General features: G+C 52.3%; 23 protein-coding genes. 1 reads left to right on the top strand and 22 read right to left on the bottom strand.

Features of this window, described 5'->3' with window-relative positions; genetic code table 11:
• The first annotated feature begins 124 nt into the window (after nucleotides 1-124).
• Nucleotides 125-1276: a DMT family transporter gene (locus tag PSDT_RS03645; RefSeq protein ID WP_006290457.1), complete on the top strand. Its 1152-nt coding sequence runs from the start codon at nucleotides 125-127 to the stop codon at nucleotides 1274-1276.
• Nucleotides 1277-1318: 42 nt separating this feature from the next.
• On the opposite strand, the gene PSDT_RS03640 is transcribed toward PSDT_RS03645, so the two are convergent.
• From PSDT_RS03640 to PSDT_RS08580, 22 genes are all read right to left on the bottom strand, one after another.
• Nucleotides 1319-3973, bottom strand: a complete 2655-nt coding sequence (locus tag PSDT_RS03640; protein ID WP_006289309.1) for an HAD-IC family P-type ATPase — start codon at nucleotides 3971-3973, stop codon at nucleotides 1319-1321.
• Nucleotides 3974-4047: 74 nt separating this feature from the next.
• The gene (locus PSDT_RS03635) at nucleotides 4048-4737 is read right to left on the bottom strand and encodes a DNA alkylation repair protein (RefSeq protein WP_036737423.1); all 690 of its coding nucleotides are present in this window, start codon (nucleotides 4735-4737) and stop codon (nucleotides 4048-4050) included.
• Between the two features lie 41 nt (nucleotides 4738-4778).
• Nucleotides 4779-5537 carry a hypothetical protein gene (locus tag PSDT_RS03630; protein WP_006289311.1) on the bottom strand — a complete coding sequence of 253 codons (759 nt, stop codon included), beginning with the start codon at nucleotides 5535-5537 and terminating at the stop codon, nucleotides 4779-4781.
• Nucleotides 5537-6049 (bottom strand): GNAT family N-acetyltransferase, encoded by a 513-nt coding sequence (locus PSDT_RS03625; protein ID WP_006289312.1) that lies wholly within the window; start codon nucleotides 6047-6049, stop codon nucleotides 5537-5539. Before PSDT_RS03625 ends, PSDT_RS03630 begins: the two co-directional genes overlap by 1 nt.
• The gene (locus PSDT_RS03620; RefSeq protein ID WP_006289313.1) at nucleotides 6046-6879 is read right to left on the bottom strand and encodes an exodeoxyribonuclease III; all 834 of its coding nucleotides are present in this window, start codon (nucleotides 6877-6879) and stop codon (nucleotides 6046-6048) included. Before PSDT_RS03620 ends, PSDT_RS03625 begins: the two co-directional genes overlap by 4 nt.
• A gap of 18 nt (nucleotides 6880-6897) precedes the next feature.
• A complete protein-coding gene (locus PSDT_RS03615) occupies nucleotides 6898-7263 on the bottom strand; it encodes a DUF1304 domain-containing protein (protein WP_006289314.1) in 366 nt (121 codons plus the stop codon).
• A 108-nt stretch (nucleotides 7264-7371) separates the two neighbouring features.
• Nucleotides 7372-8751, bottom strand: a complete 1380-nt coding sequence (locus PSDT_RS03610) for an alpha/beta hydrolase (protein WP_006289315.1) — start codon at nucleotides 8749-8751, stop codon at nucleotides 7372-7374.
• A gap of 53 nt (nucleotides 8752-8804) precedes the next feature.
• Nucleotides 8805-9140, bottom strand: a complete 336-nt coding sequence (locus PSDT_RS03605; protein WP_006289316.1) for a putative quinol monooxygenase — start codon at nucleotides 9138-9140, stop codon at nucleotides 8805-8807.
• A gap of 94 nt (nucleotides 9141-9234) precedes the next feature.
• Complete coding sequence (locus PSDT_RS03600) at nucleotides 9235-11601, bottom strand: hypothetical protein (protein WP_223293563.1); 2367 nt, start codon at nucleotides 11599-11601, stop codon at nucleotides 9235-9237.
• A 224-nt stretch (nucleotides 11602-11825) separates the two neighbouring features.
• The gene (locus tag PSDT_RS03595; protein WP_223293564.1) at nucleotides 11826-12509 is read right to left on the bottom strand and encodes a hypothetical protein; all 684 of its coding nucleotides are present in this window, start codon (nucleotides 12507-12509) and stop codon (nucleotides 11826-11828) included.
• Nucleotides 12510-12821: 312 nt separating this feature from the next.
• Nucleotides 12822-12992, bottom strand: a complete 171-nt coding sequence (locus tag PSDT_RS03590) for a hypothetical protein (RefSeq protein WP_223293565.1) — start codon at nucleotides 12990-12992, stop codon at nucleotides 12822-12824.
• A complete protein-coding gene (locus PSDT_RS08085) occupies nucleotides 12979-13230 on the bottom strand; it encodes a hypothetical protein (protein ID WP_006289320.1) in 252 nt (83 codons plus the stop codon). The genes PSDT_RS03590 and PSDT_RS08085 overlap by 14 nt, the downstream gene beginning before the upstream one ends.
• A 117-nt stretch (nucleotides 13231-13347) precedes the next feature.
• On the bottom strand, nucleotides 13348-13869 hold the full coding sequence (locus tag PSDT_RS03580; RefSeq protein ID WP_006290460.1) for a GNAT family N-acetyltransferase: 522 nt from the start codon (nucleotides 13867-13869) through the stop codon (nucleotides 13348-13350).
• Nucleotides 13870-14144: 275 nt separating this feature from the next.
• Nucleotides 14145-14336, bottom strand: coding sequence for a hypothetical protein (locus PSDT_RS03575; RefSeq protein ID WP_223293566.1), 192 nt, complete (start codon nucleotides 14334-14336; stop codon nucleotides 14145-14147).
• A 459-nt stretch (nucleotides 14337-14795) separates the two neighbouring features.
• Nucleotides 14796-14972 carry a hypothetical protein gene (locus PSDT_RS08340; RefSeq protein WP_006290461.1) on the bottom strand — a complete coding sequence of 59 codons (177 nt, stop codon included), beginning with the start codon at nucleotides 14970-14972 and terminating at the stop codon, nucleotides 14796-14798.
• Between the two features lie 950 nt (nucleotides 14973-15922).
• Entirely contained in the window at nucleotides 15923-16309 is a 387-nt protein-coding gene (locus tag PSDT_RS03565) for a VOC family protein (protein WP_006289324.1), read from the bottom strand.
• Between the two features lie 340 nt (nucleotides 16310-16649).
• Nucleotides 16650-17657: an NADP-dependent oxidoreductase gene (locus tag PSDT_RS03560; RefSeq protein ID WP_006289325.1), complete on the bottom strand. Its 1008-nt coding sequence runs from the start codon at nucleotides 17655-17657 to the stop codon at nucleotides 16650-16652.
• Nucleotides 17626-18177: an Rrf2 family transcriptional regulator gene (locus tag PSDT_RS03555; protein WP_223293567.1), complete on the bottom strand. Its 552-nt coding sequence runs from the start codon at nucleotides 18175-18177 to the stop codon at nucleotides 17626-17628. Before PSDT_RS03555 ends, PSDT_RS03560 begins: the two co-directional genes overlap by 32 nt.
• A gap of 540 nt (nucleotides 18178-18717) precedes the next feature.
• On the bottom strand, nucleotides 18718-18909 hold the full coding sequence (locus tag PSDT_RS08730; protein WP_407668720.1) for a Fic family protein: 192 nt from the start codon (nucleotides 18907-18909) through the stop codon (nucleotides 18718-18720).
• 319 nt (nucleotides 18910-19228) lie between these two features.
• Entirely contained in the window at nucleotides 19229-19774 is a 546-nt protein-coding gene (locus PSDT_RS08420) for an SDR family NAD(P)-dependent oxidoreductase (RefSeq protein WP_223293568.1), read from the bottom strand.
• A gap of 1 nt (nucleotide 19775) precedes the next feature.
• A complete protein-coding gene (locus tag PSDT_RS03545; protein ID WP_006290465.1) occupies nucleotides 19776-20372 on the bottom strand; it encodes an MBL fold metallo-hydrolase in 597 nt (198 codons plus the stop codon).
• A 63-nt stretch (nucleotides 20373-20435) separates the two neighbouring features.
• The gene (locus PSDT_RS08580) at nucleotides 20436-20630 is read right to left on the bottom strand and encodes a hypothetical protein (RefSeq protein ID WP_223293569.1); all 195 of its coding nucleotides are present in this window, start codon (nucleotides 20628-20630) and stop codon (nucleotides 20436-20438) included.
• Nucleotides 20631-20695 lie beyond the last annotated feature (65 nt).

Genomic DNA, 20695 nt, shown 5'->3' with positions numbered 1-20695 from the left:
GAAGGAATGTCCCAGATAGCGAAATACCCTGCGGCTTAGCGGCTTGCGTGTCGACGTTTGGCTGGGGGTATACGCTTTAAGTGGCTCTATCAGGGGACTTTCAGGGATTGGTGGTGATTGTGGCATGAACAGGAAAAACGAACTTCGTACATTCGAAGGCAGCGTCGCCCTCGTGGTCGCGGCCGCCTGCTGGGGCTTCGCCTTCGTCTTCTCCGTTCAAGGCTCGCAGACCATGTCTTTTTGGTTCTTCAACGCAACCCGTTTCACCTTGGCCAGCGTCAGTCTCCTTCCTTTCGCAGTATGGAGCTTCATCAAGAACCATAAAATCGTCATTCCTGACGAGAACAGACGGATGAGGGTCAACAGCGGTGCCTTCCGCGTGCCGGTCATCTCTTTGTCGGACCTGCAAAGGAAGGGGTCCTTCCTCTACCGGGTCCTGATCTATTGCGTCTGTGGGGTCCTCCTTTTCGTCGCCAGCACCATCCAGCAGCTGGGACTGGAAGTCTCCAAACAGGCCGCCCACGCCGGCTTCATCTCCTCTCTCTACATCATCGCCGTGCCCATCCTGGCCCGTATTTTTCTTCATAAGAGGACCTCCCTTTTCACTATGATCGGCATTCTGGTGGCCATCATCGGTTTTTACTTCCTCAGTATCCCCGCTGGGGCCGGTTTCTCGAGGATGGATCCGGTCGACTTGATTTTCCTGGCGTCCGCCACCCTTTTCGGAGCCCATATCGTCGTTTTGGACGCTAACGTGCATCATGTGGATTCCATGATGCTTTCCTTCGTGCAAAGTCTGGTCGTCGCCATCCTCTCCTGGATCGGGGCCGCTTTCGACGGGTCCATCAACATGACTGCCGCCACCCACGGTTGGATCTCCATCGCCTACACCGGCATCGTCTCCGTCGGCGTGGCCTATACTTTGCAGATTTTCGGGCAAAGATTCGTGCAGCCAGCTCAGGCCTCCATCCTCATGTCTTTGGAATCCCTCTTCTCCGCTGTCGGCGGCATCCTCATCCTGCACGAGTTCATGAGCGGACGGGCCATTTTCGGCTCCTCCCTCATCTTCGTCGGCACTTTGCTTTCCCAGATTCCGGTCGAGAACCTCCGTCTGCGCCGCAATCGGCTTGAGTCCACAGGCAATACGGCGGACTTCGCCCCTGTGGATGAAGACGATCCCGCTCCTCTTCCCCTCCCTGACGGTGCCCAGGTCCCGGGAGCCGAATCAGAGGATAAGACGGTGGAAACGGCTCCTAGCCAGTCGGCTACCCTCTAGCGCTTCTTTTTGGTCTCGCGGGTCCCGCCGGTTTCGCTGGTCTTACCGGTTTTCGCCTTTCTGGATGAGGGATTGAACCCCGTAACATAGGCAGAAAACAGCCAGACCCACGGCGATGGCGATGATGGTCGCCACAGCGCTGGGTCCGTCAGGCACATGGATTTCGAAGAAGCGGGCCACGAAGGGGATGGCCGCCCCAACAACCCCCAGAAGGAAGAAGGCCAGGACCAGACCTCCCCTCCACGAACGCAGCGGTCGGGCCACCCGGGCCAGGACGGCGATGGAGATGCAGAAGAGGACGATCCCGCAGATGGTCCTCAAGTGGGAAAGATCGGTCCCCTGATAACCCCAGCCCATGGCTCTGGGTACGATCCAGGCGGTCAGAAGGACGGACAGACCGGCCGCGATGCCACCGGGGAAAGCGAAGGCCACCACCCGTTTGAGAAAGCCGGGGATGTAACGGCGGGTATTGGGGGCCAAGGCCAGGATGAAAGCAGGGATGCCGATGGTCAGGCCGCCGATGTAAGTGATGTGACGCGGCAGGTACGGGAAGGGGATGAAAGTCAGGACCACGCCCAAGGAGATGAGGACGGAGTAGACGGTTTTCACCAGGAAGAGGCTGGCCACGCGTTCCATGTTGGCCATGACCTGACGGCCTCGGGCGACCACGGAAGGCAGGTGGGAGAACTTGGAATCGACCAGAACCACCTGGGCCACGGCCTTGGTGGCCGGAGCGGCGTTCCCCATGGCGATGCCCAGGTCGGCCTCTTTGAGGGCCAGGGCGTCATTGACCCCGTCGCCGGTCATGGCGACGGTATGACCGCTTTTATGCAGGGCTTGGACGATGGCCTTCTTTTGCTCCGGCAGCACGCGCCCCAGCACGTCCACATCCTCCAAAGCCTGAGAGAGCTGGCCGAGGTCTGTGGGCAGGTTGCGGGCGTCCATGTAACGGGGGGTCGTCTGGCCGGTCAGGCCCACTTTCCCGGCGATAGCGGCCACGGTCCCCGGGTTGTCCCCGGAGATGACCCGGCAACGCACTCCTTGCTCCCGGAACCAGGCCAGGGTTTCCCCGGCGTCGGACCGGATGGATTCCGAGCAGACGACCAGACCGACCGGCTGCAAGGCGGGATTGATGGTCTCCAGCCCTTCTTCTTCCGCGGCCTGCCTTTCTTGCGGGGGGACCGTGGCCAAAAGCAGGACGCGGGAGCCTTCATTGGCTAAGAGAGAGATTCGGGCGAAGAGGTCCCGATAAACATCCAATTCCTGCGGTTGGTTGGTTCCGGCGTCCACAGCGGCTCGGGAGCCGGTCAGCAGGACTTCGGGGGCGCCGAAATACCATTGCCTTCCATCCGCGTACACGATCGAGCTCCATTTCCGGGCCGAGGAGAAAGGCAGGCGGGAGACGATAGGATTCTTGGCACCGGCTTTAGCTCCGGCTTTAATATCAGCCTCGATTCCATCTTTGGCACCAGTCACTAGGTCAGGACGGGAAAGGACTTCTCCCTCCCCCGGTTTTCTCTGGTCGAAGTAGGCCAGCACAGCCCGTGCCGTGGCGTTCGGGGACTCTTCATCGGACAGGTCATAAAGGGCTTGATGGGTTTGGCTGGCCACATCGGCCCCGCCGGATCCATCAGACTTGCCCTGCTCCGCGGACCCCTTACGACCGACCAATTCCAACCTATCGAAGACGATGCCTCCGTCGGTGATGGTCCCGGTCTTGTCCAGATTCAAGGCATCCACCCGGGCCAAGGTCTCCACGGCATCCAGCTCCTGGACCAGGGTGTTTTGCCGGGCCAGCCTCATGGCTGCGATGGCGAAATTCAACGAAGTCAATAATACCAGGCCTTCGGGGATCATCCCGACCACGCCGGAGACGGCTGACACGTCGGCCTGTCGCCATAGGCCGGTCGCCAAGGCGTGGTTCCAGCCGCCGACGATGCGGATCTGACTCCAGGCCAAAAGAAAAACCATGGGAATGCCTACGAAAGTCATGACTTTCAGTATCTTGTTGATGCCATCGTTGAGGTCGGAATGGGTCTTGGTGAACTTCTTCACTTGAGCGGTCAGCTTGGCCGCGTAGCTGTCCGCCCCGACCGCGGTCACGCGGACCAAGGCCAGGCCGGCGATGGCGGTGCTGCCGGACCGGACCGCCTCCCCCACCTTCTTCTTCACGGTTCGTGATTCGCCGGTCAGAACGGATTCGTCCAGCTCCAAACCGAAATCTTCCAGCACTTCCCCATCGGCCGGGACCTGTTCTCCCGAGCGGATCCACAGCAAGTCCCCCTGGACGATCTTCTCCCGGGCGATTTCCTGATCCTTGCCATCACGGTGGACAATATAAGGAGCTTGGACCAAAATGGAGAGCCGGTCCAGGGTCCGCTTCGATTTGACTTCGGAGAAGATGCCGATGCCGGTGTTGATGATGAGGACGAAGCCGAAAAGGGCGTCCTTCCAGTAGCCGGTGATGAGGACCATGACCATGGCTACGAAGATGATGGCGTTGAAGAGGGTGAAAACGTTGGCCCGGATGATCTGCCAGAGGGATCGGGAGGATTTCTGCTCCAAATCGTTGGTTTTCCCTGCTTCAATCTGGGCTTGGACTTCCTGGGCGCTCAGGCCGGGCAAATCGACCCAAGGAAGGGAGGGGGCTTTCTCGCCCGGATCGGTGGTCTTGCCGATGCTTTCTTTTGTTGGCATGGATCCTCTTTTCCATTCCTAGTCCGTTGCTATCTTCAATCTACAATCTACCGCACGATGAGGGAGCGGCATCCCTACTTCCTTACTTTCAAACTCTTCAGGTACTCTTTCTTCTCCGGCGTGATCCGATAGCTTTCAACAGCCTTCTGTATCGTCTTGTTATGCGTCCACTTATCCAATCGCTGCCGCTCGATATAAGGCAGCACGGCTTCACACTGTTTCGCCAAAGCCGTCGCGAAATACCAAGCGATCATCATGTTCGCGTAGTATTCGTCCGACCTGATCTTTGCCACCATTTCTGGATAGTCCGTATCGAAATCCTCATCCAGAAAATGCTCCATCAGCATCCCGATCGAGAACCGGACGGTGTAGGTTTCCTCTGATTGAATCCAGACTCGGATATGATCCAGCAGCTTTTCTCTGTGCTTCTTGAATATTTTCGGGGACAGCTGGTCACAGGTCGCCCAGTTATCGATGGAGGGCAGAAAATGGTCCACTTCTTCCATGCATTTGTCATAATCTTTCATCCCGGAAATGATAAAAGCATGAAGCTGGCATTCCTCAAAATATCCATGCGGTAGATTATTCAGAAAGGCTGAAATATCCTCCCTTTTCGCGAGCTGTCTGGCGTATTGACGAAGCTGAGGCGTCCTCACTCCGATCACCCTCTCCGGGTCGACAGTGGGGATCAGCTTCGCCTGAAAGTCTCGATATTTTTCGTCCTGAAGACAGAACAATTCATCCTGGATTTCTTCAACGATCATGGGACGGTCCTCCCCCGGTCCGTTCGGGTTTGACTTCGGAGTCATCGAACATTCGTCAGCCTGATACCGGGCAGGTTGGCTGTATGCGGTTTATCATCCACCACCAGTTTGATGATGGAAAGGACCTTACGCGAAGACGTGTCAGAGGAGGAAGCCGAGGTGGGGGCCGTCAGGGCGACCTTCCACAAGCCGGCGTACAGCTCTTTCGGGATACCCATGGAATCCGCCTGTGCCTGGCTCGTGTTGACGAGGATGACTGGGATTTTATGAGAACGGGCCCTCTGCAAGGCTTGGATGAAGGCGTCCCTGCCCGGATTATCGGAAGCCGCCGCGCTTGCGATTCGCTGGGGATGGATGATGATGGCCGTCATCTGGCGGGAGAGGTAGCCGCCCAGCTGTTTGATTTGCAGGTCCAGGGCTTGGCTTGCCTTGGTCGGGCAGTCGATGGGCGTGTAGACGGACGAGGCGTAAGTGCGGGAGAGGGAGTCGTTGAGGGCTTTCATGGCCGAATCGACTGGGTTTTTAAGGTCCTTAAGGTTCTTAAGGTTCTTAGCGGAATCATTCTCTTGGCAGTTTCCGATCAATCCCAGATGGATGTCGGGGTCATCCATCCCGTCCACCAGGACATAGCCCTTGTCCCCCGGCTGATAGGAGTGACCGATGGGAAGGGAATCAGCCGGGTTCGGGGAGGAAAACGGCCCTGAGCAGGCGGATAAAGGAGCCAGGACCAGGCAAAGGAGGACCAGGATCCAGCACAGACGCAGACCGACCGTCCGGCTTTTCGTTGTCATCGTCATCATCAGTCATCCATCATACTCAGGTCCTTTTCCATGACCTGATGAATGATGCCAGCTTCCAGGAATTCCCCTGATTTTATGCTGAAACCGAAAACCTGGTAAAACCCTATGGCGCTCTTTTGAGCGTCCAGAACGATCGTCCGCGCACCCATCTTCTTCTTGGCGATCATCAGGATGACTTCCATCAGCCGACGGCCAAGACCACGGCCATGCCGGACGGTCAGGACCCGTCCCATGCGGATGACCCCGGGCTCATCACCCTCTTGCCGGTAAAGGCGACCATAAGCCAGGACCTCCCCAAGACGGTCGGCCAGGAAGACGTGGCAGGCGGAATAATCCACGTCGTCCATATCCAGATAGTGGATCCCTTGCTCCACGGAGAAGACCAGGGCACGGGCTTTCAAGATCTCATAGACCTGCCTGGCGGTCAACCGGTCGAAAGGCAGGGCGAAAGAATCCACGGAGGACGAAGGTCCCCCTTGGTCTTCCCGGAGATCTTTCCCGGAGTCAGTCACAGGTCGATCTCCATGACGAGGGGGGCATGGTCACGCCGCTCCCCGGTATCCATGACCGACACTCCCCGTACCTTATCCATCAGGCGATCCGAAACCAGCCAGTAGTCGATCCTCCAGCCGGAATTATTGGCCTTGCTGGTCACCGCCCGCTGGGCCCACCAGGTGTAGACTCCCGCCTGATTCGGGTGGAGGCGACGGAAGGTGTCGGCGAAGCCGGCATCCAAAAGCTGACCGAATTTATCTCGCTCCTCGTCAGTGAACCCTGCTGAGCGGCGGTTGCTGGCCGGGTGGGCCAGGTCGATCTCCTCATGGGCGACGTTGAAATCCCCGCAGGCGATGACCGGCTTGACCTGGTCCAAGTCCTGCAGATACGAGCGATACCGATCATCCCAGACCTGCCGCTCTTCCAGCCGACGCAGACCGTCCCCGGAATTGGGCGTATAGACGTCAGTCAGATAGAAGCCAGGGAATTCCAGGGTCAGGATCCGCCCTTCGCTGTCCATCGGTTCCGGCGCTCCGATCTGCGGATAAAGGGGGCTGACCTCCTGCCCGCCCTCAGGCCGGTAAAGGCACATGGTCCCCGCGTACCCCTTCCGGGCCGGCTCCTGTGAGGATCTCCAGGCGATCCAGTAGCCGGGAAAGATCGATTCCAGGCTCGCTTTCTGCTTCTTGCTGGGGCCGGCGGCGGGCAACTTGGTCTCCTGGATGGCGAAGACCTGAGGGGAGCAGGCGGCGATGTCATGCAGGACCTGCCTGCTTAGGCGGGACCGCTCGGAGTCCCCGGTCAGGGCGGCGTTCAAGGAGTCGATGTTCCATGTGACGAATTTCATGCCAGAACCAACCAGCCTTTAGTGGAGGAAGAAGATGCTGAGGATGAGGGCGATGATGGCCAGGCCGCCCTGTTTGAGGATAATGGACTTATTGACGGTGAAGCTGCCGTAGAGGGCCACGAAGATGATGTAGGCCAGTAAAGAGATGACCATGGCCTTGCTGCGGAAGGCGAAGACGGCCAGCAACAGCAGGATCCCGATGCCGAGGTTGTAGACCCCCTGGTTCTTCATGGCGTTCTTCATGGCCGGCCGCCTCAGCTCGTTGATGTCCATGCCGAAAACGCCGGCGGTCCGTTCGGAGTCGGGGACGGCGGTCTCCAGATAGAAAATGTAGCCGAATTCAATAGCCACCAAAACGATGATGATGTCGGTCAGAATGGTCATGACCTCTCCTTGATGATGTTGATGATGCGAATCGTATGTCCTGTTCATCATAGCGGCCCATGCGGCCAGACAGACCTCAAAAACACGCTCCCTTCGGGGGAATACCGCTCAGTATCCGCGTTTTTTCAAGGATGAGACCAGGCCCACATAGAATTCGCGGACATCGAAACCAGGGATGTTCTCGCGATTGAGGTCGATCATATCGCCGTGGGAAATGCCCCGGTTGGTCCGAGGCTCGATCAGGCGGAAGCTGCTCCCCCATGGGGCCGAATCCACGGACACCAGCCCGTCGTTGAGCCCGTCCATGTGCTTGACCAAGGGGTAGGTCATGTTCAGGGGGAAACGGCCGCTTTGGGCTTTGCGACAGTAGGAGCCGACGCTTTCATAGAGCACTCCGGGCATGTTGGGGGTCTGGTCGTTGAATTCCCGGCAGGCGGAAGCCGTCAGGTCGGTGACTCCGGCCAGGAAGTCCGGCCCCCTATCACCCACCTTCCCGGCCACGAAATTGTAGCGGGCCGCAACAGCCTGCCTGGTCTTCTCGGGGATGGTGGTCAAAAGCTGTTCGGCGAAAATGCAGCCCCGGTGCGGGGTGTTGATGGTGGTCAATGAGGCGACTTTATCCGCCATCCCCCAATGGCTGATGGCGGCGCGGGCGTCCAGACCGCCTTTGGAGTGGGCGATGATGTTCACCTTCTCCGCCCCGGTCTCAGCCAGGATCTGGTCGATTCTTTCGGCCAGCTCCTTGCCGCACTCTTCGACTGAGGCCGCCGACTGCTGTTGGCCGTAATAGATGACGGCCCCGTTTTTCATCAGCGCTTGGGGAATCCGCCCCCAATAATTGACCTTTTTGAAATCGCGGAAGAAGATCCCGTGGACCAAAAGGAGCGGATACCGGGTATGGCAGATCTGGCTGGATGCCCGGACCTGGTCCAGTTCCAGGCGCTCGCGTTCCTGCTCTTCCTCGTCGGCGACCACAGCCACCATCCGGGTGAGGACGAAGAGGTTGACAGGGAATATCCATCCGGCTACGATGCCCAGCACCCGCCAACGGATTCCCAGTTGGATGCTGGTCAGATAGATCCGTATGATTCCATCCCAGAAAACCAAGGCGAGAATGATGGCTGCGACCAGCAGGCTGACCGCCAATTCTTTTCCTGACAGTGGCGGAGAGGCTGTTGCGAGTCCACAGGCGAGAATCCCCATGATAATGATGTCGACCGGCAAAGCCCAAAGGAAGGCTTCCAACAGTTGCCTTCCGCCTTTCATGATGGTCAGCCGGCAAGTGCTGCTGTGGGAAGCGCATGGATAGATAAGGACAGCACAGAGAGCGAGCGAGACAAAGATAATCGCCCCTATGACAATCCCGATAGGCAGATGGAAGGCGTAGATCAAGCTCGCGGACAGGCTGGCCAGGACTACAAGGCAGATGTTGGCTACCCGCCCTAATTTATCCCCTCTCGTCTTGGTTTCAAGGCCTAGCTTATACATAGCTCCTCCCGAACCGATTCCCTCTATCCTCTGTCTGTTATCTATCCATCAGATCATTCCCGGATGAAGCTGCGGTCACTGCTGGCCGCAGCCTGGTCATCATCCGACCGGTATCGCTCCACCCGCATATGCAGGTCATATTTCTCCCGCAAGGCGGCGAGCTGGGCCATCATAGGAGAAGCGTGATGGGTATCCAAAGCGGCCTGATCCGTCCACGAGTCGATGAGAAGGATGGTTTCCGGGTCATCCACGGGCTGGAAATACTGGTACTTCTCATTCCCCTTCTCAGCTCGGATAGCAGGTGCGATCCCGCTGGATTCCATCTCTTCGGCGAACTTGCGAGCGCTGCCGTTCGTTCCTGTGTAGTAAAGATTCACCGTCAAAGCCATAGCCAAGACCTCCCGAGCAAGACCATACTCCTTACGAAAACTAGTTTAACAAAGGAAGCTAGTTTAACAAAGGAAGTTGAAGCATAGGAACAGATTACTCACACTGCATTCCTGCTTCAAAAGAGCTATTGAATTTCATCATACTCTTCATTGCAATCTTCATTGCATGGACAGATTCGCTAAGATTTTTGATCTTTTTATCTAGCTCCGCCTTCTCTTCCTTGGATGCCGACATCGCCTGTAATCTCAAATCAACAAGGCTCTTTTCAAGTTCTGATATCTGCGTTACATATTGCTCATATACGCTATTTGAATATGCTATGTCATGTTCATCGTTCAGGAAAATTTCCCGGACCGCAACCAATAGTTTAGCAGATTGAAGTATGACTTCCTCTTTGCTCATAATACCCGTCGCTGCCGTAGCGCCACCAGCGAAAACTCCGACCCCCGCGCCAAGAACCGCACCGCCGCCTACGACCGCAATCATGCCTCCAGCCATTCCAGCTCCACCGACAGCTACAGCTCCACCTCCCAGATAAGCGAGACATGCACTCGTAAGAGCAGCTCCTTGAAGACCAGCAAAATTCGTACCAACGAGCGCAACAGCAATGCCTGGAGCAAGCATTCCCGCAGTTGCTGTAGCTACTACTACTATTGCTGCAAAAATAGCCAGTCCTTCAGCAACTTTTTTCTGCTGCTCTATCAGCTCGCCTCTTACCTTTTTATAGCATTTTCTCAAACGCTTTATATACCCCTTTGAATAATAATCTCCTTGGAATAGCGACTCTAGGAATTCATCACCTTTCTGCCATTTGTAACCATAAATCGGATTCTGCAATTTATACTGTTTGCTGGGCACAGCCTTCCCTTTTTTGTCTTTTTCGATAGTAAGGGAATAATATGGCTCAAACAGCATCGCCTCCAGAAGAACCAGACGGAACCACGTCTTCCACGGTTCGCTTTGTTCAATCCGTGAAATCAACTCTTCCTTATCATACCAATGTAGCACCGCATCTTTCTCTCCGGTAAACCCTGAAAAGCCGGCTTCCATGTATTTCTGCCATTCAGCAAGCCACTGCTGCTTCAAAGAAATAATCTTTTCCTTATCTCCCAGCATATTTGTCTCGCTGATATCATTCTGGGTTTTTAGTAGTTCCAGGTTATAGAGTATTTCGGTTTGCTCTACTGTCAGTCCGAATTTTTCAGTGTCCAAAGTATCTCCTAAATTTGCATAAATCCGATTATCTGTCTCTTTGAAAGTATTCCTACTTATTATTTCGTACATCTTCCTAAGACGCTTTAAATCTCTGATCTTAAGAAAATTAACCATCTCCTGTTCGAGAGCGACAGAAAATCGCCCAACGCCAATATAGTTGATGGAAACCCAATATTTCTTTGCAACAACCGCATCAGCAACATCAATCGTTGTGAATACTCCTGTAGCGACCGTCAACATCCTTGTAAGAGTAGGACTACTAATTGGTTTAATTTTATCCCAATCAAGCTCCTTGATTTCATCGAGAGACTTTGGATTTATCCTCCGAATTTCTTCGAAGAGCCTTCTGACAAAGTAGAAGCATCTTACTAGGCAATCATTCGCGAGTACAGGCAGTGCTTGTCGTCCCAGCTCAAGAGCGCCTCCTAATTCACCTCTTAAATCGCATCTAATTACTGAATCTTTTATCAGTTTCCCATTTCGATCACGTTTTGCGAAAATCGTACCATTGAAGATTTTTGAAAGGAAGGTAGATAAAGTCTTATCGTCAGCCTTGAGGCTTTTAAATATTGGCAGAGAGGATAATTCTTTGGCGAGCGATAATATCGGGCCGGGTATGCCAGTCCCACCACTAAATGCGGTAGTATTGCTTGATCCAGCCATATCACTTACAAGATGGAAAAACCAGATAACTGTTCCTCGGAAAATTTTATCGAACGAATTTTCCCCAATGAATGTTCGGCTTCTTGGAGGAACAGGAACAATAATAAAATTCCCGAACGTATCTGTACCGTACGATTTCTCAGTAAACTGTGTTAAGAGCGAAAACAATAGCCCAACAATTGATGGATGATGCGCAAAGTCTCTGAGATGATGTTGAAGGCCTCCACCAAAATCAGGTGTATTCCCATCCTCTGGTATTGGAAACTTCTTTTCTAGGAATTCAACAGACTTTGTTAGATCATCGCTATTGCAGCCCATCATATTCGCTGTTTTGTTAACAAAAGTCTTAATTTGCGAGTCAGCGATATCACGCCCTCTGGTCAGATCGAACTCACCAGTCCAAAGGATATCGGTCATTCCGCACAGTATCCCTGATGAAATCGCTACCAAATAATCCATATAGTCAGCTTGACTAGACTGGTTATCGATCTGATTATTTAAATCATGAATAGCCTTTTCAATGTCATAGCTAGCATTGTTATCTTCATCGGGAACAAGCCTGACGTCCAATTCCTTGCTCATACCCGTATCCATCCACGTACCATCCTTTTATATATTGTTAAATTTTGATAATCCCTATTCTAAAACAAAGTATTGAGCAAACTTCGATTTAAGGCTCGTCAGGGGAATATCCACCAGAGTTTTCGAGCTTAAGCTAATCCATCCTCAAACCGATAAAGCATATAGACGTCTTCCCCTCAAGACTTCTCTCTGCAACTCCTGCGATTGGGACGAAGACGAGGCGGTCAACGTCCCCGTTTCAGATCGCTGAGCTTGCCTTCGTCAATGGTCACGAACCTGGATCCACCAGCTGCCTTGCGGTCATTCACCATCTTGACGATTTTATAGATCCCCTTCTTTTCGTCAATGTTGAGAAGGTTTTTCGGCTCGACGGGAATGCCCATCTGTTTTGCGGCTTCTTCGCTGAGCCTGGCCTGCAAACGACCGCTGAAAACCGAAGCGAAGACGTCGCGCTTGACCCGGCATGCCCGAGGGAAATTCTTCTTGATCCAAGCGTCATGCAGATCGCCGTCGCTGGCCAATTCGACATCGGAAAGCTTCGGCCCTTGGTCGCCATAGTCGAATCGAATGACGGCTTCAGCCGCATATCCCGACATGTTATAGGCCTTCCCCTTGAGGGCTACGAATTCCCCGACATTCAAGTAAACGTAGGCTGTCCCTCTCTTGCCTGATTTGCGAAGGCCAAAGATCTCAGCGACTGCGAAATTCCTATCCGGCAGGCCATATTTCGCATACAAGGTCTGTCCTTCTTTTTTCGCGACCTGCCTCATCAACGCCTGCGAATCCGACTGACTCAGGCCAGACATGCAGGTGGCACCAGAATGACTACTGCCGTTTCCCCCTCCTCCAAACGGCAGCGAGCAGGCTGAAAGTTGGACCAGCATTGCGCAAACCAGCAGGAGGAGCATAAGATAAACGCCGATTCCCCCTCGAGCTCTTCTCCGCATTGTCAACCTCCATGCTTCGGATCAAACGTTTGTCAGCTCCAGGCTGTCTTTCCACAGCTCTTTCGCGTTCTTCCCATTATAGGACAGTTCGGAGGATAAGGCGATTCTTGTACTACGGTCACAATACTTTCCGCTTGCCTTTCCGAACTCCTCTTGCGCCAGAATCCTGGCAGCGGCATCAGCGGATACCGGAAGCTCTCCTTCTTCAGTCAGATGCGCCGACGCCTCTTTGCGCTGAACCTTACAGTTCCTCGTTTTAGCATGATCACCCCATCAGTCCGGTATTCTTCCACAAACCCGTTCTTCAGGAAGAGAGAGGCCGCAGGATTTTCGCTTGGCATCGTAATGATAGGCGATTTCACCCACGAAATCCGATGCTTCATTCTTTATTTCGTTCTGCGTTTCGTTCTTTGCTTCGCTCTTCGCTTTATCACAGTTCTTCATAGACAGGAATTTCAGCGAGATCTCGGCCAAGGCCATGATTCTCGTTCGAGTCAAGCAGCAAACGAAGGATCTTGGAATAACACGCTTCATAGGACTTATGCCTATAGCTCATGACCGTCCAGGAATTCGGACGGTCAAGTTCGCGAAGATAATTCTTGACCGCTGTATTCTTGCGATAATCGAGCAGTACTTGGACGAAATCATTCACTTCTTCATCTGAAAATTCCCAAGCGTTCACATGCGAATCCTATCCTTATGCCAACACACATCTCGGCAAGGGATTTCGGCGCCTTGACCTTTTCGATATTCTCAGGGAGGCCCCTAATCCGATAGAATCCGATATGCATTGATATCTTCAATGCCGAGCCTGACCCTGATCATAGCTGCCCGCCTCGGGCGTACCCCCGATATATTTGATATAAATCTGACAAGGATTCAGCTCATCCCATAAGGACGGGAAGCACTCAAATTCCTTGTATCCCATACTCCTATAGAACCTATTGGTGTCGTCATATTCTTTGTAGCATCCCATTTTGATCGTTTTCACTTGCGAATACGAGAACCCCATACTTTTTGCCAAGGTTTCATATGCGTCGCAGAGTCGTGAGCCGACACCCAGGCGATGATACTGTTTCTTGACCCCCATGACGAAAATTTCAGCGCAATCCTCACTGGTCGCATTCAAGACGATGAAACCCGCAATTTCATCATCAACAAAGCCGGCAATGAACGGCTTATCCTGCGACTTTGTGATATATTCAGCCGTACTATCAGGGATACCAAACCACTCCGGGAGATCGAGGAGCACGCTGTGGCTTATCCTTTCCTTCTCCTGTGCATCAGAAATTTCCTTGATACGGATTTCCACTATGCGCATCTCCAATCTGGATTTATAACACTTACGCCCTTATGCGCGAGCGACAGCACTGGCATTTGCCACTCTCTATAGTGAGCGGCCGCCATGTAGCGAGCAATCGCCTGCTTATATGGGAGCCCAATAGCAAAGAGCCATCCTAGCGTAAAATCTTAATCCGATCCTACCCATATGGGGCAGACAGGAGCCATCGAGCCAACCTTCTCTTACGCGCCATCACTCTGATACGGGTCCGACCCATCACGTCTTATCAATCGAGCTTGTAATCCGCGCGACGCCTACTTCATCCTCATCACAGACTCATATTTGACCACATCCCCGTAATGCGCCCGAATCCGCTTCGCCATGGAATCGACTTTCTGCGTATAAATGGATTTTCTCGGATAGCAATGGTCATCCCCATAAATCCCCATGATCACAACGCCCTTCCCCAAGCCATCGTACACTCGCATGAAATTTTCAGTCATCATATTTTCATGGAATGCATCATTATTGCTGTCATAATATTCGGCTCCCTGGCTGATGTTCTCCTTCGCTAAACGATACTCTTCCGAATCCATTCCATAGACACGGGAAGCATAAGGAAGGTAGCGTCTACCTGTTGAGAAGAATTGATGACCTGCATCCGTTTCATGGAATCTCGTTGTCGGATGGTATTTCTTGATTCCTTTGAAAAACTCGATTCATCCGGAACGTGAGAAAGCGTGCCGCGGAATCGTGATAGAGCTCATCCAAAATAGCGTCGTTCTTCGATCGCATCCATATATTCAAATACTGCGCTGTAAAATACGGCAACTCCAAGAACAAGTGCCGTAACCCCTCATTTTCGCAATGCCCTCTCCACAGCTCGAACTCTTTCTGATAGGTTTTCGCTTTCCCGTGCTTTTCGCCTCGGGTTTGTCAAGCTGCCATGAACGATCTCTTGATAATTAAATCTCGACTACAAGAACACCCTCTTCACCGGAAGGCTTCTCCGCTTGAATTCCTCCATCGACGAATAAAGCAGCTCCTCCTCGCGCCATTTCATAACCACTGCCATCCATGCAATACGAGTTGATATACAAAACATTTTCCCCCGCATTTCCCAGCTTGCTCAGCGTACTCATATTCCAGCCTCGTATTCCACTTTTGACAGTTGAAATCTGTATAAACAGGCCACAGAACCAGATCAGAATTCAAGTACTTCATTTGCGCGCAATCAGCCTCGTACTATAAGTCCCCGCATAAAGCTACCGAGGTGGTCTTACCTGAATATTCGAATTGGCTGAATCCTTTTCCTTCAACATAGTTGGAGCCTGCGATCGCTTCTTTCCATTCCGTTGATACACGTCTAAAGTCGTTTAAAGTCTTCCCGGCCTTATCGAGGGTTAATTGACTGCTGTTTATCCTCCACAATTCCTGATTTCACTCTCTAACATCTAACAAGGCACTCGACTTTCACACTTTTGATCGGATTTGCCTTTGGCAGATGTTTCCACAGAGAGATTTGTCTGTCCAATACCAGATTTTCTCGATTGCCCAAAAGCGTAGCTCTACTCGACTTTTGCGGCTATTTTTCCTCCTCCTTTGGCATCGCAGCTACCCTACCGGTTCGATGCGGCAAGAGCCCGGGAACGAATGTGGATATGTTTCCGTTTACGGGAAAACACGGGGAAAAGTCGCCTCTCCGTTCGCGGGAACCGGTCCATAGGAGCCCTGTGACGAAATTGCTGTGTTTTTTTGGACCTGACCGTTTGCGGAAAAGGATCGCGGCCCCGTTTCTCCATAATATAATCCATGCTTTCCGTTTTATCGGTCATCTCAAGATAAGAGTCTGCGGGAAAACTCAGGATTCCCACCGTTTCAACCCACCCCTCTTCAATCCGCCGACTCTCCAAGACGACCCCAGCCGCCAGTACCGTCAATTCGGCCAGTTCCACCCGGAAGGGATCTCCGACCGGAAGGTGGCCGAAATTCTTGAACGCAAGCAGAAAACTTTCGCGGATGAGATGAAAAGGCCCGCGACGGAGCGCCTGCACGCTTTTCTTGACAGACCGACACCGCTATGCCACTCGAATCATTGATAACTGCTCAACTCTATCAGATTGCCATCCGGATCACGCAGATATACACTTTTCATTTCCCCAAGCGCTCCATGACGGACCACGGGGCCTTCCTCAACAGGATAGCCTTTTCCTTCGATTTCGCGTTTCACGGAATCAATATCGACGTCGGCCACAAGACACAGATCGAGGCTACCAGATGTCGGATACGCTGCCGCTGGTAGAAACTCCGCCTTCTTCGTGTGAATATTGAACTTCTGATTCTCAAAACGCACAGAATACCTGCCGTTGCCCCTGTCACACTCCATGCCGAGGACATCCACATAAAAATGAAGACAGGAATCGAGATTCCGTGTCGTAATGACCAGATGGTCCAGGTTCTTGATTTTCATGGCCTTCATATACCTCCATACTCCGATGCTTCTCGCGTCAGTTACTGACACCCATCTCCTACGCTCAACGCCTCGATGACCAACTTGAAGCCTCGACCTATGACATCCAGCCGCCAGCTTGTATTCTGTTAAGAATGTTATCTCTATAAAATCCAAACATCCCTATATCGCTTTCTGAACGTAACCATGTTACGCACAGGATATTCCGCCACATATGGAATATCCTGATATCATCCACACATTTTTTCGGTCGTCCAATGCGATCCAGCACAGTCCTTAAAATGCGCATCTCTTCCTAACCGTTGAATGAGATCCCAAGCAGCCGGAAGGTTTTCGTGATATATTTAAATTACACGTTCATTTTAATGATCGTCTTCCCTCTGGATTTTCCCTGTTTGACCTTTGCCAGAGCATCGTTGACCTGATCCAGCGTAAAGACAGTATCGATGGATGTCTCCAACGGATGATCTTTGCCGAACAATCTGGCGATCTCCTCCAGTTGACGTCCATCCTCATGCACGAAAAGGAAATCATAGGTCTGACCCTTCGCTTTTGCCATCTTGTCGTACCTGCTTCCGGCGGCCTGAAAAAGGATACGCTTCAATAATGGCATCCCGCTTCTTTGAGCAAATCTTCCATTCGGAAGTCCCCTCAGGGATACCAGATTCCCACCCGCTTTCAGTACCTTGAATTCATCCGGAAGCTCCCTGTCGCCGAGCGTGTCCAGGACATGATCTACATTCGCCAGAACATCCGTATACTTCTCTTTTTTATAATCGATGAATTTCTCCGCTCCAAGCTTTAAAACACGCTCTTCGTTTTCTCCGCTGCCGTTGGTGTACACATGGAGTCCAAGGCTTCTGGCAACAGGAATTGCCATTGCCCCGAGGCTCCCGGTTCCACCGGAAACGAACACAGATTCACCCGGCTTCACCTGCATGATTTCAAAGGCCTGCATCGTTGTGAGCGCAGTAAGCGGAACAGTCGATGCCTCTTCATAGGACAGATAATCCGGAATCACCGCAAGCGCGGACTCGCTGACAGCCGCATATTCCGCAAACGCACCAATCCTTTTCAGCGGCATTCTTCCGTAAACCCTGTCTCCGGGTTTGAAACGGGAAACGCCCCGCCCTGTCTTTTCAACCACGCCGGCAAACTCATTTCCCATGACAAGCGGCGTTTTATACGGCACGATCAGTTTCACCTCGCCCCGGATAATCATATTATCCAAAGGGTTGACGGCTGCCGCAATGATCCTGACGAGGACTTCATCATCTTCCGGAACCGGAATGGGCTCCTCGCGGATTTCAAGGTCCGTACCATCTTTATCGTAGTGAGGAAGCACTGCTGCTCTCATTGTTTTTCTCCTGTTCTTCATTAATTCCTGTGCTATCTTCTGTCATCACAATGTCGGATGTGGCGTTGCACAGCCTGGCATTATTGGTCATCGCATTACTTTGTGTGATGTACTGACGCATATGCCCGATGCAGTCCGCAAGGGTCTTCCCTCGCAGTCTTCTTTCCATGCTCTCTTCCATGTCACGGAACATGCCGCTAAGGACCGGCCGGATATTATGCCCGACGATACAGGCGTCTTTCGGATTCTGGTGCAGATCAAACAGATGCAGTTCATCCGTCTCCATCACGCTTCTGTATATATCCAGAAGCGTGATATCTTCCGGCGTTCTAACCATGCGAAAACCGCTGACACTACGGTGTCCCTCGATGATTCCAGTCTTGCTGAGCCGCGTTGTCAGTTTGCGGATGTAACTCGCATTGGTTCCGACACTGGCCGCGATCTGATCAGAATTCATCGGTGCTTCTGATTCAGAAATCAGGATCAGCATATGAATAGCTGAGGAGAATTTTGTATCCACGGTTACGCCTCCAACGCATAGGTAGCAATCACCCGGTTCATGAACTGCTCTGGAGCCTCCTGTTCCTGAAGGCCTTACGAATTTTTCTGTCCGATTTTTCTGTATCCATCCGTACCTCATATAAATATATATTTGTACCTGTAACAGGTACACTAACAGATGCGAATCGACTTGTCGACAGGCCGACTCTGATCAACCTGTATCCGGCGTTGACCATTTCCTATCAATCGCCGAGTTCGGCGGTAGCCGTTGATATCAACGGCTACCGCCTCGACATGACATGAGACAAGCACCTGAATGTCTGGATTCCGGACTCATTTCCGCCCGTTTACGGAAACTGCTCAAAGCCAAAAAACGGCGCTTTTACAGGTGCTCTCCATTTGCGGGAACTTGTCCACGTGTTTTTCTACCTATAATACGGCGGTCAGGAGGGAAGCCATCGTCTCGACCTGTTCTCCTCCGCTCAATCGGTTTATGATCAAGGTCTAGGCCCAGTATGCCGTTAACTTGGTCGGTATCTTGGTCGCTTATCTTGGTCGGTCACCGATCAGGTTGCTTTCTCCTGCAGCTCTGATTTCGGCTGTTAGGCTTGTCGGGAATTGTCATTTCGATAACTCCTTGCGCTAATGCCGGATTCAGATAGTTCTTGCGAAACGTCGGCCTACGAGAAAGGTCAAGTCTCTCCATGACTTGAACGGTGGACAATTCCTCATCACCGAGAACATCAAGCAGTTTCTGTATGGCTTAGAGACATTGTCATCGTTATGTTTCTCCCCGCTGATGATGGCAGTGTGGAGCATTGGTCTGTTTTTTCATCTATCCATTTTTTCGGCATATTTTCTTGCAACGGATCTTGGAACAATCCTGCATAGAAAGCTCATGCACTTCGTGTACCTGCCATAGTAGCTGAGGACTTTTCCTCTTGCCATGGCACGTATGCCACCCTTTGCAACATCGCCTGCCTTGGCCGCCTTGCGGAACATAACAGAGCCTTTGCCCATTGCCGCCGCCTGCTCAAACCCAGTCGCCGTAGGTCCTGGACAAAACGCCGTCACCGTGACTCCCGTGCCTTGACCTCTTCTGCAATTGCTTCGGAAAAGCTTCTGACGAAACACTTGGTCGCATAGTAGATGCTCATATACGGTCCAGCGCTGAACGCCGCCACGGACGATATATTCAGAATCTTCCCATGCCCCTGTTCGATCATCGGATTAAGAAAACAATGTGTCAGTTGCATCATCGCCACGACATTCAACTGCACCATCTCATACTGTTTTCGCCAGTCGCTGTCTGCGAAACTGCCTGAATCACCAAAACCGGCGTTGTTAATAAGAACATCGATTGTGATGCCGTTCTCCAACGTGTAGTTGAATACATTCAAAGCAGCATCCACAGCCGACAAGTCTGCCGCATATGGATACACCGATATGCCGTGTTCCGATTCAAGCTCATTTTTGAGAGAATATATTTTCCCCTCGTTTCTCGCTACAAGGACAAGATCATATTTCTTTTTCGCAAGGATTTTGGCAAATTCCAAGCCAAGTCCTCCGGAGGCTCCTGTGATAAGAGCAGTCTGATGGTGTCTCAATGGACTCACCTCACAGCTCTATGACATGCGGAGCAACATCCGGGTCATGGCTTGCCATTGACTCGACACAATTCGGGTCAAGACTCTGTTCCCTGATCCACTGGAGGGACTTCTTCTGAAGCTGCTTGTCCGTATAAATACCTGAGGTGATCATCTTCTCCCAGCTTTTTCTCGCATAACCGCCATCGGAGAACATCAGCACGAATTTGCCTTCCTCATTCTTGACCTTGACCGCACACAGTCCATCGGAATGCCCTGGAATGTTGATCATTTCAATGGATCCGTCCCCAAGAAGGTCATAAGACCTACCGACAGGGCCCTGATTATCATTCCAGTCAAACCCTGTCAGTTTGATCCCGTCCCACCAGCCTTTGTAGTAACGCACCTTGTTGACGGGCGTGAACTTGTTGGCGAACTTGATTTCATCCGCTGCGACCAAAAACTTCTTCGCGCCTTTTACCTGTTTCATGCCGTTGGCGTGATCGCAATCGAGATGAGTGATGAGCACTGCGTCAATATCGGAGTCTTTGATGCCCATTTCTACAAGCTGTTCGTCAATGCACTGCCCCAATCCGATGCGACCTTGATTCACTTCATAAAGCAGCACAGAGCCCAAAGATTTGATCTGCGCTTTCTTGTCGAACTCACCGTTCGGGCTGATATCACGCGCCTAGCCGGTATCAACAAGGAATCTCCCCTTCGGATGCTCGATCAGATATGCAGACAGCGGGAGCCACATACGTTTTGATCTGTTCTCGAAAATACCTGATGACGTGACCGCATTACTGTGTTCTCCACCAAAGGGAAAATCCGGAGCGACACAGACCTCGCCGGCGTGAAATACACGAATTGTGATGTTTGCCATGATAAAAGCCCTCCTATTCAGTGACCTTCGGCTTTTCGCCGTTGCGGCCATCCTAGAAGGGTTCG

The sequence above is a fragment of the Parascardovia denticolens DSM 10105 = JCM 12538 genome (assembly GCF_001042675.1).
Classification (GTDB): Bacteria; Actinomycetota; Actinomycetes; order Actinomycetales; family Bifidobacteriaceae; genus Scardovia; species Scardovia denticolens.
The sequence above is the reverse complement of the archived record's forward strand: the minus strand, read 5'-3'. Positions and strand labels throughout refer to the sequence as shown.

Excerpts from the sequence above, each read along its gene's own strand:
- PSDT_RS03590 (WP_223293565.1), bottom strand. The coding sequence starts at position 12,992 with ATGAAGAACTGTGATAAAGCGAAGAGCGAAGCAAAGAACGAAACGCAG.
- PSDT_RS03635 (WP_036737423.1), bottom strand. The coding sequence starts at position 4,737 with ATGATCGTTGAAGAAATCCAGGATGAATTGTTCTGTCTTCAGGACGAA.
- PSDT_RS03610 (WP_006289315.1), bottom strand. The coding sequence starts at position 8,751 with ATGTATAAGCTAGGCCTTGAAACCAAGACGAGAGGGGATAAATTAGGG.
- PSDT_RS03605 (WP_006289316.1), bottom strand. The coding sequence starts at position 9,140 with ATGGCTTTGACGGTGAATCTTTACTACACAGGAACGAACGGCAGCGCT.
- PSDT_RS03645 (WP_006290457.1), top strand. The coding sequence starts at position 125 with ATGAACAGGAAAAACGAACTTCGTACATTCGAAGGCAGCGTCGCCCTC.
- PSDT_RS03575 (WP_223293566.1), bottom strand. The coding sequence starts at position 14,336 with ATGATGACTGAAAATTTCATGCGAGTGTACGATGGCTTGGGGAAGGGC.
- PSDT_RS08340 (WP_006290461.1), bottom strand. The coding sequence starts at position 14,972 with ATGAGTACGCTGAGCAAGCTGGGAAATGCGGGGGAAAATGTTTTGTAT.
- PSDT_RS03640 (WP_006289309.1), bottom strand. The coding sequence starts at position 3,973 with ATGCCAACAAAAGAAAGCATCGGCAAGACCACCGATCCGGGCGAGAAA.
- PSDT_RS03620 (WP_006289313.1), bottom strand. The coding sequence starts at position 6,879 with ATGAAATTCGTCACATGGAACATCGACTCCTTGAACGCCGCCCTGACC.
- PSDT_RS03615 (WP_006289314.1), bottom strand. The coding sequence starts at position 7,263 with ATGACCATTCTGACCGACATCATCATCGTTTTGGTGGCTATTGAATTC.
- PSDT_RS03565 (WP_006289324.1), bottom strand. The coding sequence starts at position 16,309 with ATGAAGGCCATGAAAATCAAGAACCTGGACCATCTGGTCATTACGACA.
- PSDT_RS03595 (WP_223293564.1), bottom strand. The coding sequence starts at position 12,509 with ATGCTCCTCCTGCTGGTTTGCGCAATGCTGGTCCAACTTTCAGCCTGC.
- PSDT_RS03580 (WP_006290460.1), bottom strand. The coding sequence starts at position 13,869 with ATGCGCATAGTGGAAATCCGTATCAAGGAAATTTCTGATGCACAGGAG.
- PSDT_RS08580 (WP_223293569.1), bottom strand. The coding sequence starts at position 20,630 with ATGGCAAACATCACAATTCGTGTATTTCACGCCGGCGAGGTCTGTGTC.
- PSDT_RS03600 (WP_223293563.1), bottom strand. The coding sequence starts at position 11,601 with ATGAGCAAGGAATTGGACGTCAGGCTTGTTCCCGATGAAGATAACAAT.
- PSDT_RS03630 (WP_006289311.1), bottom strand. The coding sequence starts at position 5,537 with ATGATGACGATGACAACGAAAAGCCGGACGGTCGGTCTGCGTCTGTGC.
- PSDT_RS03560 (WP_006289325.1), bottom strand. The coding sequence starts at position 17,657 with ATGAGAGCAGCAGTGCTTCCTCACTACGATAAAGATGGTACGGACCTT.